10 protein-coding genes are annotated in these 10,852 nt (G+C 74.9%); 3 read left to right on the top strand and 7 right to left on the bottom strand.

The features are described 5' to 3' along the window. From EF918_RS26030 to EF918_RS26060, 7 genes are all read right to left on the bottom strand, one after another. A partial coding sequence (locus tag EF918_RS26030) for a glycosyltransferase (RefSeq protein ID WP_125651103.1) occupies window positions 1-1,148 on the bottom strand: 1,148 nt, incomplete at its 3' end. Between the two features lie 47 nt (window positions 1,149-1,195). Further along, window positions 1,196-1,897 (bottom strand): polysaccharide deacetylase family protein, encoded by a 702-nt coding sequence (locus EF918_RS26035; RefSeq protein WP_125651101.1) that lies wholly within the window; start codon window positions 1,895-1,897, stop codon window positions 1,196-1,198. Between the two features lie 73 nt (window positions 1,898-1,970). Then, window positions 1,971-3,590 carry a murein biosynthesis integral membrane protein MurJ gene (gene murJ / locus EF918_RS26040; RefSeq protein WP_260610681.1) on the bottom strand — a complete coding sequence of 540 codons (1,620 nt, stop codon included), beginning with the start codon at window positions 3,588-3,590 and terminating at the stop codon, window positions 1,971-1,973. Window positions 3,591-3,779: 189 nt separating this feature from the next. Beyond that, window positions 3,780-5,177, bottom strand: coding sequence for an O-antigen ligase (locus tag EF918_RS26045; protein WP_125651093.1), 1,398 nt, complete (start codon window positions 5,175-5,177; stop codon window positions 3,780-3,782). 1 nt (window position 5,178) lies between these two features. Beyond that, window positions 5,179-6,708: an exopolysaccharide biosynthesis polyprenyl glycosylphosphotransferase gene (locus tag EF918_RS26050; protein WP_185921922.1), complete on the bottom strand. Its 1,530-nt coding sequence runs from the start codon at window positions 6,706-6,708 to the stop codon at window positions 5,179-5,181. Further along, window positions 6,705-7,877, bottom strand: a complete 1,173-nt coding sequence (locus tag EF918_RS26055) for a glycosyltransferase (protein ID WP_125651095.1) — start codon at window positions 7,875-7,877, stop codon at window positions 6,705-6,707. Before EF918_RS26055 ends, EF918_RS26050 begins: the two co-directional genes overlap by 4 nt. A gap of 21 nt (window positions 7,878-7,898) precedes the next feature. Next, the gene (locus EF918_RS26060) at window positions 7,899-8,894 is read right to left on the bottom strand and encodes a DUF3344 domain-containing protein (RefSeq protein WP_312847865.1); all 996 of its coding nucleotides are present in this window, start codon (window positions 8,892-8,894) and stop codon (window positions 7,899-7,901) included. A gap of 379 nt (window positions 8,895-9,273) precedes the next feature. On the opposite strand from EF918_RS26060, the gene EF918_RS26065 reads away from it, so the two are divergent. The 3 genes from EF918_RS26065 to EF918_RS39170 form a co-directional block, all read left to right on the top strand. After that, on the top strand, window positions 9,274-9,675 hold the full coding sequence (locus EF918_RS26065; protein ID WP_125651097.1) for a rodlin: 402 nt from the start codon (window positions 9,274-9,276) through the stop codon (window positions 9,673-9,675). A gap of 191 nt (window positions 9,676-9,866) precedes the next feature. Continuing rightward, window positions 9,867-10,100 carry a chaplin gene (locus tag EF918_RS26070; protein WP_125651099.1) on the top strand — a complete coding sequence of 78 codons (234 nt, stop codon included), beginning with the start codon at window positions 9,867-9,869 and terminating at the stop codon, window positions 10,098-10,100. A 133-nt stretch (window positions 10,101-10,233) separates the two neighbouring features. Continuing rightward, window positions 10,234-10,852, top strand: a 619-nt coding sequence (locus tag EF918_RS39170; RefSeq protein WP_148141263.1) for a chaplin, incomplete at its 3' end; no start/stop codon positions are given.

The following is a 10,852-nucleotide window of genomic DNA, read 5'->3' on the forward strand; positions in this document are numbered from 1 at the left end:
GTCGTACGCCCCGGTGGGGGGATCCGGTGGGGCGGGGTCAGGGCGTGGGCGTACACGGCGAGGAGCTGTTCGGCGCTGCGGGCGATGTCGTAGCGGCGGACCACCGGCGGCGGTGGCAGGCGGGTGGCGCCGGCCTCCATGTGGCCGCGCAGGGCCGCCACCAGCTCCTCGGTGCCGGTCCCGATCCGCCGGGCCCCCGGTGCCTGCGTGGCGGGCAGGTCGTCGATGGCCGGGCAGGTCACGTGCAGCACGGGCAGTCCGGCCGCGAGCGCCTCGACGACCGCCAGCCCGAACGCCTCCTCCCGCGAGGGGGACACGAACACGTCCATGGCGGCGAGCAGCGCGGGGATGCCGGGGGTGCGGCCGTCGGCGCTGTCGCCGAGCGGGTCCCGTTCGCCGAGCAGGTGGACCCGGCTCTGCGCGCCGAGTTCGGCGGCGAGCCGGCGCAGGCCGGCCCGCTCGGGGCCGTCCCCGGCCAGCAGCAGATGGGCCCCGGGCAGCGCGGCCACCGCCCGGACCAGGACGTCGAACCGCTTGCCGGGCACCAGCCGGCCGACCCCGCCGACCACGAACGCCCGCTCCGGCAGCCCGGTACGGGCCCGGGTGGCCCGGCGCACCCGGGGGTCGAAGCGGAAGCGGACGGCCTCGATCCCGTTGGGGACGACGTGCACCCGGGCGGCGGGCACGCCCCAGCCCTGCAGCCGGGCGGCGACCGTGTCGGAGACGGCGACCGTGGCCGCGCCCAGCCGTTCGCTGGCCAGGTACAGCGCGCGCACCCCGCCCGACAGCGGCCGGCCCTCGATCTCCCCGTCGCCCAGCGAGTGTTCGGTGGCCACGGTGGCCCCGACCCCGGCGATCCGGGCGGCCAGCCGCCCGTAGACGCAGGCCCGGTAGAGGTGGGTGTGGACCAGGTCGTAGCCGCCGCGCCGGATGAACCGCACCATCCGGGGCAGCGCCCCGAGGTCGCGGTTGCCGCGCATGCCCAGGTGGACCACGCGGATGCCGTCGGCGCGCAGGCCCTCGGCGACCGGGCCGGGGTTGGTCAGGGTCAGCACGTCGCACTGCATCGGCAGGTGGCGCAGCAGCAGCCGCAGCTGCTGCTCGGCGCCGCCGATCCCGAGCCCGGTGATGATGTGCAGCGCCTTCAGGCCGTCCACCCCGGCGGCGCCCGCCGGCCGCGGCGCGGGTGCGGCGCTCACCGGAACACCGCCCGGCGCAGCTCCCGCGCCCCGTGGCGCAGTTGCTTCACCCGCAGCCGGTGCGGCCCGTCGGCCTGGCTGACGTGCGTACGCGGCATGACGTAGGGGCCGGCCAGCCGGCCCGGGTCGATGGCGCAGGCGTAGCCGTAGCCGGCGGCGCGGACGGCGTCGGCGACCCGGCGGTCGACGGTGCCGTACGGGTAGCAGAAGCCCTCGGGCAGGGTCCCGGTGATCTCGCGCAGCAGTTCGCGGCTGCCGCGCAGCTCCTGCTGGAGGACGTCGTCGGGCTGTCCCACCAGGTGCTGGTGGAGCAGCCCGTGCGAGCCGATCTCCTGGCCGGCGGCGGCCACCGACCGGATGCCCTCGGCGGTCAGCAGGGCCTTGCGCGGGCCCAGCGGGTCCCACACGTTGTGCACGCCGAGGCGTCCGGGCAGCACGAACAGCGTGGCGGTGCACCCGTGCCGGCGCAGCAGCGGCAGGGCCTCGGCGAGGAAGTCGGTGTAGCCGTCGTCGAAGCTCAGGCCCACCAGCCCGGCCCCCCGGCCGGCGGCCCTGGCCCGGCGCAGCTCCCCGACGGACACCCCGCGCAGCCCGCGGGCCTTGAGCCACAGGAGCTGGGTCTCCAGGGCGGCCGGGGTGACGGTGATGCCGTAGGGGTCCTCGGCGGGATCGGTGAACTCGGCGACCGAGTGGTACATGAGGACCCACGGGGCCGCGTTCCGGCGGCGGGGACGGGCCGGCGGCGCGGCGGCTGCCGCCGGCGTGTCGGTGTCAGCGGGCATGGCGGAACCTCTGGATGATCAGGGTGGGCAGGGCGGTGACTTCGAGCGCCCGTATGGCCGTGCCGGTGGCCCCGAACATGGCCGGGACGAGCAGGCAGCCGAGCGCCGCGCTGAGCAGCGGGTCGGGGACCATCGGGCCGCAGATCCAGCCGGTGGCGCAGGCCGCGGCGGCGGCCACCGAGAGCCGGCCGATGCTGATGGCGACCCGGCGGACCTGGATGCCGATGATCCGGGAGCCGATGCCGGTGAGCAGCAGGGCGGCGGTGGTGGTGATGCCGGCGGCGTTGGCGGCGGCGATCCCGTACGTCCCCCACCAGCGCACGGCCAGTGCTCCGGCGACGATGTTGACGAGCAGTCCGGCGCCCATCGCCAGGGCCGGGAACCAGGTGGGCCGGGCCGCGGAGAAGAACGGCCGGGACAGGGCGCCCACCATGCAGTGGCCGAGCAGTCCGAGGGCGTAGACGCGCATCGCGGCGGCGGTGGCGAGGGTGTCCTGGTGGGTGAAGGCGCCGCGTTCGAAGAGGACCTGGATGATCTGCGGCGCGTAGCCGATGACCAGGGCGGTGCCCATCAGCACGGCGAGCGAGGCCAGGGCGAGGTCCTGTTCCACCCTCCGCCGGGCCTTCTCCCGTTCGCCGCCGGCCATGGCCTGGGCGACGACGGGGAAGGTGACGGTGGCGATCATCAGCGACAGCACCATCGGCATCTGCGCGACCTTCTGCGCGTAGTTCAGGTGCGAGATGGCCCCGGGCGGCAACGAGGCCGCGAGGAACCGCTCGACCAGCACCTGCGACTGGCGGAAGACGGCGAAGAAGATGACCGGCGCGATCATCCCGAAGGCCAGCAGCGTGGGCCGGTCCCGGTCCCGCTGGCTGCGGCTGGCGCCGCGCGCCCGGGGCGGTCCGAAGCCGACGTTGCGCAGGAACGCGGGGAGTTGGACCAGCACCATCAGCAGCCCGCCGCAGGCCACTCCCGCGGCGGCGGCCCGCACCCCCCACAGGGCGTGCAGGACGACCATGGTGCCGATGATCCCGACGTTGTACGAGACGTAGATCGCGGCGGGCGGCAGGAAGGAGCGGTGGGCGCGCAGGGCGGCGCTGAAGTAGCCCGCGATGCCGAACGTCAGCACGGTCAGCGCGGTCATCCGGGTGCACTGCACGGCCAGTTCCGGGTCGGGCAGGCCGGGCGCGAGGACGCCGACCACCAGGGGTGCGGCGACGACGAGGACGGAGGCGACGGCCGCGAGGAAGACCAGCAGCCGGGGGAAGGTCGCCCCGACCAGCAACCGCACGGGGTCCTTGGCCCGGGCCTCCTTGCGGGTGAGGCCGGCGCGGCTGGCGGCCCGCCGGGCCAGGGCGTGGCTGAACGCGGGCACCATCAGCAGGGCCATGGCGTCCTCGATCAGCAGGGTGGACGCCATCTCGGGCACGGTCCAGGCGATCAGGAAGGCGTCGCTGTCGTGCCCGGCCCCGAAGAGGTGCGCGATGGTCTGGTCCCGCACCAGCCCGAGCACGGCCCCCGCGGCGGTCAGCCCGGCGGTGACCGCCGCGGCCTTGGCGAGGAACCGCCCGAGCGAAGCGGAGCCCGCCGGCGCCGCACCGACCGGCACGGCACCCCGCGGCGCCGGACCGTGCGGCACGGCACCCCGCGGCGCCGGACCGTGCGGCACGGCGCCACGGGCCGCCGGGCCGTGCGGCAGGGAGCCCCGCAGCGCCGGGCCGTGCGGCGGCGTTGCCGTGGCCGCCGGGTCGGGCGCCGGGGCCGGGCCGCCGCGTGCCCGTGACGGGCGTCGTATCGCTCACCTGACGGCCGCACCCTCACGGGCCCGCCACCGCACGGCCCCGCCGGGGCCGGCCCCGGTGTCCGTCAGGGCCCACCAGGCCGCCAGGCCGATGATCACTCCGGTGAGGACGGTCGAGGGGCCGCCGATGTCGGCGTAGAGGAAGTCGGTGAGCTGCCAGACGAACAGGCCCAGCGCGATCAGTCCGCAGTCCCGGGCCCGGCGGCCCACCGGGTCCGGCCGCAGCGCCCGGCGCAGGCCCGCCACCAGCAGCACCGCCCAGCCGCCCGCGAGGGCGACCAGCCCGACGAGCCCCTGTTCGCCGAGGATCAGCAGGTACATGTTGTGCGGGGACAGCAGCGGCTGGCGGACGTAGCCCTGGCCGGCGCCCGCGGTGTCGCTGCCGGAGGACAGGCCCAGGGTGGCGTGGCCGTCGCGGTGGGCGGGGAAGCCCTTGAGCCCGACGCCGGTCGCCGGGTGCTCCTGCCACATCGAGGAGGCGGCGGCCCACATCGTGTACCGGTCGGTGACGGACTGGTCGGGGGCCGAGCCGACCTGGGTGATGGAGGTCAGCCGCTCGGCGACCATCTGCGAGCCCACGCCGAACCCGCCGACCAGCACCACCCCGAGCGCGGTCAGCGCGACCAGCACGGTCAGCGCCCGCCGCACCCCGGCGAGCAGCAGCACCACCAGGCCGGCGCCGGCGGTCGCGATCCAGGCGCCGCGGCTGAAGGACAGCACCAGCGGCAGTACGAGGGCCAGGGCGCAGCCGGTGGCCACCCGCCGGGAGGCGCGTGGCAGGGCCGGTGACAGCGAGGCCGCCGTCGCCACGATCAGCCCGTACGCGACCACGGTCGCCATGCCCATCACGTCGCCGGGGCCGAAGGTGCCCACGGCCCGGATGTCCTCGCCCTGGTACGAGGCCCCGGTGTGCGTCGCGTACTGCACGACGCCCACGGCGCCCTGGACCAGCGCGAGCACCACGAAGCACCAGGCCGCCAGCCGGAACTCCCGCGCGTCGCGCACCAGCAGCACCAGGGCCGCCGGGACCAGCACGAACACCTGGAGGTAGCGCACGAACCCGGGCAGGGCCGCGTACGGGTCCCCGGCGGTGGCGGTGGCCACCGCCAGCCCGGCCACGGGCAGGCCCAGCACCAGCGCGCCCAGCGGGCTCAGCCGGCGCACCTCGCCGCGCAGGGCCCGCAGCGCGCACACGAGGACCAGCAGCAGCGAGGCGGCGTCGGCCGGGCCGACCTTGCCGGAGGCGGTGGCGTCCCCGGCGGGCAGCGGGACGAGCAGCAGCAGGACGGTGGCCACCAGCGGCAGCAGCGGCCAGTGCGCGCGCAGCAGCTCGCGGGGGTCGGGGGCGGCGCCCCGGACCCGGGCGGCGGCGGACGCGGAGACGGCGAGGCTCATGTCAGCTGCCCCCCAGCCGGAAGCGGAAGAAGGAGGCCGCGGTGCGCACCAGGATCCACACGTCCTGCCACAACGACCAGGTGTCGATGTAGTGGTTGTCGAACCGGGCCCGGTCCTCGATGGAGGTGTCCCCGCGCAGCCCGTTGATCTGGGCCAGGCCGGTGATCCCGACGGGCATCCGGTGCCGGGCCTCGTAGCCGGGGTGCAGGGAGGAGAACTTGGCCACGAAGAACGGCCGTTCGGGGCGTGGCCCGACCAGGCTCATGTCGCCGCGGACCACGTTCCACAGCTGCGGCAGCTCGTCGAGGGAGGACTTGCGCAGGAAGGATCCGACCCGGCTCATCCGGACGTCTCCGGCCACGGTCCAGCGGGTGGCGGACTCGTGCTCGTCGGCGCGCAGGGTACGGAACTTCAGCAGCGTGAACGGCCGCCCGTACAGCCCGACCCGCTCCTGGCGGAAGATCACCCCGGGGCCGTCGGCGATCCGTACGGCGAGCGCGCACAGGGCCATCACGGGGGCCGCCGCGAGCAGGGCGAGCAGGGCCAGGGTCGCGTCGACCGCCCGCTTGATCCCGCGCTCGACGGGCCGGGCCGGGCGCGGCAGCAGCGGCTGCACGGCGAAGCCCCACAGCTGGTCGGCGGGGTGGGGCAGCCGCATGCCGGTGATCTTGGCGGTGCCGACGGGGTCGGCGAGCCAGAGCCGGCAGCCGTGGTCGTGGAACAGCCGGACCAGGGAGGCGGTGCGCTCGTCGGCCTCGGGCGGCCGGGTGAACACCGCGTGCCGGACGGAGTTCTGGATGACGGCCCGGCGGACGTCCTCGTGGGTGACCAGGAGCGGCACGGCCGAGCCCGGCCCGTCCTCCCCGGCCGGTCCGGTCTCGACGAGCCCGACCGGGTGCAGCCCGTACTCGCGCCGCTCGTACAGCGCCCCGGCCACCGCGCCCGCCCCGGCGCGCGGCCCGACCACCAGGGCGGAGGCGGGCCGGCGGACGGCGGCGCGGCGGCGCAGCAGGTGGACGAGCCCGCGGCCGGCGCAGCCCAGCACGGTCTGCAGGCAGACGGCGACGGCGAGGGGGGTCCAGCCGAGCGCCTGCCGGGGGTCCACGGCGGCCACCACGGCGGCGGTCACGCACCACAGGACGACCGCCCGCCCGGCCAGCGCGGGCAGTTCGAACAGGGCCGAGGGCGCCAGCCGGGGCCGGTAGAGCCCGGCCTGCGCGTGCAGCGCCCCGGCCAGGACGGCGACCGGGGCGGCGGCCACGAGCGGCAGGCCGAGCGCCGGCGTCGCGGTCGCGGCGGCCACGGCGGCCAGCGCGTCGGCGGACATCAGGGGGACGGTCCCGTCCCGGCGGCGGACCCGTTGCGGCCGGACGGCCGGGCGGGACCGCTCGGCCTTGGGGCCGCGCGGGGGGTGGATCGCGGTCACCGAACGGCGGACGGCGGTGCGGGAGGCAGGGCCCGCGGCGGGCTCGGCGGCGCGGGGTCCGCCGCCCTGCCCGGTGTGCGGTGCGTGTGCGCTGTCCATCGTCATCGGCTGATGCGCTCCTGGTTCAAGGGCCGGGGCCTGCCCAGCAGTTCGTGGTACAGGCCGGTGACCGCGTCCGTGGTCCGCCGCACGTCGAAGCCGGTCCGGGCGTGCTGCCCGGCCTGCTCCCCGAGTGCGGTGAGCAGCCGCGGTTCGGCGAGCAGCCGCCCGAGGGCCTTGGCCAGCGCCGTCGGGTCCTCGGGCGGGACCAGGCAGAGTCGGCCGTGGCCGGGCGGCAGGCTCTCCCGGGCGCCGCTGACGTCCGACACCAGGACCGGCCGGCCACAGGCCATGGCTTCGAGCGGGACGAGCGCCATGCCTTCCCACCGCGACGGCAGTACAACGAGATCGGCGGCCCGAAGCCACGGTCGGGTGTCGGTGGCGGCCCCCGCGAAGAGCACTCCGGGCGGGGCCGTGCGGCGCAGGCGTTCGGCGTCGGGGCCGTCCCCGACCAGCGCGAGCCGGGCGCCGGGGACGGTGGCCAGCACCTCCGGCCAGGCCCGCAGCAGCAGGTCCTGCCCCTTCTGCTGGCACAGCCGGCCGACGCAGACCACGAGGGGGCCGTCGCCGCGGAAGGCGGTGGGCAACGGGAGTGCGGCGCGGGCGAGGGCCTTGTCCTGGTCGGGGTCGGGGTCGGCGGGGCGGAAGTGGCCGAGGTCGACGCCGTTGCGGATCACGGCCCACCGGGCGCGTACGCCGGCGGACTCGCCGGCGCGCCGCTCGGCCTCGCTGACGCAGAGCACACGATCGGCCCAGCGCACGGCGAACCGCTCCCACCGCAGGGCCAGTGCCCCGGTGGTGCCGCCGACCGCGTCGAAGGACCAGGCGTGCGGCTGGAAGACGGTGGGCAGGGCGCCGCGGGCGGCGAGCCGCCCGGCCAGGCCGGCCTTGGCGCTGTGGGCGTGCAGCAGCGCCGGGCGGACCCGGCGCAGCAGGAGGCCGGCGGTCGCGGCCTCGACGGCCACGCCGGGTCCGGGCGAGCGGGCGGCCCGCCAGGGGTGCACCTCGGCGCCCGCGGCGCGGGCGGTCTCGGCGAGCTGCCCGCCGGGGGGACAGCCGACGACGGGGCGCAGGCCCGCGGCCGACTGGGCGCGGACCAGATCGGTGACGACCCGGGCGACACCGCCTTCCACGGGCTGGACGAGATGGAGGACGGTCAGAGGTTCTGTCGGCACGTGGGTGCTCTTTCGTACGTTTCAGCGACGCGCGTCCGTCTGCACGAAGAGCACGCCGAGGAACTGACCCTGGTTTTCGCCCGCGAACCGGAAGGAGAGGCTGCGGGCACCGGCGGAAAGGGCGGGGCTCAGATCGAAGACGTCCGCGTCGTATCCGAGGTTGTTCGCATGTTCGGGCTGTCGCCTGAAAGCAGGGCGTCCGAATTCTGTGATAGTAGAATTCATCACATCATTGAACGGGTTTTCCGGGTCGCTCAGCTGGACCCGCCGACCGCTGTCGGCGGTCACGGTGAGTGAGTCCCCGAGGATGCCGCGGTCCCCGTCGTAGGCGACCACCCCGGCCTTGCCGGAGCCGCCCGCCGGCACGTCCAGGCCCTCGACGTCCACGGTCGCCGCGGCCTCCTGGGCCGCCCCCGCCCAGATCGCCTCGAAGCCGTCCCACAGCGCGAGCCGGCGGACGGGCTCGTCCGGGTGCTCGTAGGCGACCACCAGCGTCCAGCCGCCCCAGGCACCCACCGCGGAGTGCCCCATGGCGATGTTGAGCTGCGCGACCGTCCACATCCCGGCCCCGCCGCGGCGGACCAGCGGGGTGACGTCGGCGGAGGCCTGGTAGGCGTCGCTGCCGTCGTCCGTGCGGTGCCCGATCCGGGTGTCGGCCAGCACCTCCGAGTACGCCCCGCCCGGCTCGGCGACCAGCACCCGGCCGTTGTCCTCCGGCGGCTTCTGCTCCCCGACGCGCAGGTTGCCGCCCCAGTACAGGCGGGCGTACGAGACCTTCGCGCCCTGCGGGATCTTCAGCTCGGCGCGGGTGGAGTTGTAGGTGTCGGGGTCCTTGTCGACCTCGCTGTAGAACATCTCGTAGTCGCTGTTGACGCCGGCGGCGCCGCGCTTGACCTCCCCGCACCGCTCGACCTCCGGCGACTGCTCGCGGCGGCAGCTGATCCCCGAGTTCGAGGCGCGCACCAGACCGCCGTGCTGCACGGCCTGATAACGCTGGGTGAAGGGGATCCGGGGCAATTCCTTGGGTGCCGGAGCCGCGGCTCCGGCTGCAGGAACGTTTGCGGAAAGGACGAGTCCGGACAGGAGGGGGACGAGCGCACCGAGGATTCTTCGGGTGGAACCCATGTGACCCTGTCTCCATTTTCGATCAAGGCGACAAAACAGGAGTGCACTTTGTCAGAAATCGAGCTGGAAATCACGTCGGACTCGCTCGTACGGCCTTTTGGGCGATGGCCCGCACCCCGGCGGGCGGCGCGTCGTTAACGCGGGTGCGCCGCCCGTCAACCCGCTCCGCCCCGAACCCGGCATCCGGGTGACATCGCGCAACCCACGGCGGGTCGCACCCGTTGATCCGTCTGCTCCCGTACCGGGCAATCCTTCAGAAAAGGGATCATCAGTGATCAAGAAGATGATGGCGTCGGCCGCGGTCGCCGCGACCGTCGTGGGTGTCGGCTCGACCCAGGCGATGGCGATCGGCAACGACAACGGCATCAACACCGTCAACGGCAACGGCGCCGCGCAGATCTACGGCAACCAGGCCACGTACGGCGCGATGAGCCCCCAGATGGCGCTGATCCAGGGCTCCCTGAACAAGCCCTGTGTGGCCCTGCCGGCCAAGGTCAACGCCCAGTCGATCCTCGCGCTCATCAACGTCGGCGTCCAGGACATCCCGGTCCTGTCGAACCCGATGAACCAGCAGTGCACCGAGAACTCGACCCAGGCCAAGGGCGACGAGGCGCTGTCGCACATCCTGGACAACATCCCGATCCTCTCGGGCAACGTCTCCGCCGGCAGCTGAGACCGGCGCCGCACCGGCGAGGCCGTCGCACCTTCTGGTCGCGGCGGCCTCGCCGCGCGTACGGGCCCGCCGGCTTTGCCGGGAATTCCAAAAAATCCCCGGACGCCGAGAAATTCTGGGTTTCTTTTCCCCCGACCGTTCGTTGTTATTTCTGCAGTGGATACGCCTCTGCGGGAAGGATCCAAGGAAAAATGACGTACAAGAAGGCAGTGGTGCTCGCCGCCGGCGTTCTGATGGCCGCCGGTGCCGCCTCCCCCGCCATGGCCGACGCCGACGCGAGCGGTATCACCAAGGACTCCCCCGGTGTCCTGTCGGGCAACCTCGTCCAGGTCCCGGTCCACGTGCCCGTGAACGTCTGCGGCAACACCGTGAACATCATCGCGCTCCTGAACCCGACCTTCGGCAACGCCTGCGTCAACGCCTGACGCAGCGCCTGACGAAGCGTCTGCGCCCGCAAGGGCGAACCTCCTCGGGGTGGCCTCGGAGTGCACGGCGGTGCACTCCGGGGCCACCTTCGATTCAGCACCGGCCACGGGGCCGGTAGACAGGGAAGGACCCATGCGACAGGTACTGAGCCGACAGGTACTGGGCAAGGGGGTGCTCACGGCCGCTGCGGCTTCCAGCCTGCTGTCGATCGCGGGCGGCGCGGCCTACGCGCATCCGGGTGCCGTGGCCGAAGCCTCGCACTCACCGGGTGTGCTCTCGGGCAACAGCGTCTCGGTACCGATCACCCTCTCGCCGAACGTCTGCGGAAACAGCGTCGACGGCGGCGCCGGCCTCAACCCGGCCTTCGGCAACACGTGCGTCAACGGCTCCGGCCACGGCTCCGCCCACACCCAGGAGCACGGCTACGAGCACCCCGGCCCGGGCTACGAGCGCCCCGGCCACGACTACGAGCGCTACCTCAGCCCCGAGCACGCCGAGGCCCTCGACCGCTACCTCGCGGAGCAGGACACCGGCCCCCGGGAGGAGCCCCGCTACGAGCCCCGGCACGCCCGGCCGCGGCACGCGGACGCCCCCGAGGAGATGCGCCCGCACGTCCCGCACCAGGGCCGGCACGCCCAGCGCCCGGCCGAGGGCGGCTACGGCGACTCCGGCCCCGGCGAGGAGGAGTGCGACGACCACCCCGCGCCGAAGCCGACCCCGCACCACGCTCCCCCGGCGCCCCGGCCGAAGC

The organism is Streptomyces sp. WAC06614, from assembly GCF_003949795.1.
GTDB lineage: Bacteria > Actinomycetota > Actinomycetes > Streptomycetales > Streptomycetaceae > Streptomyces.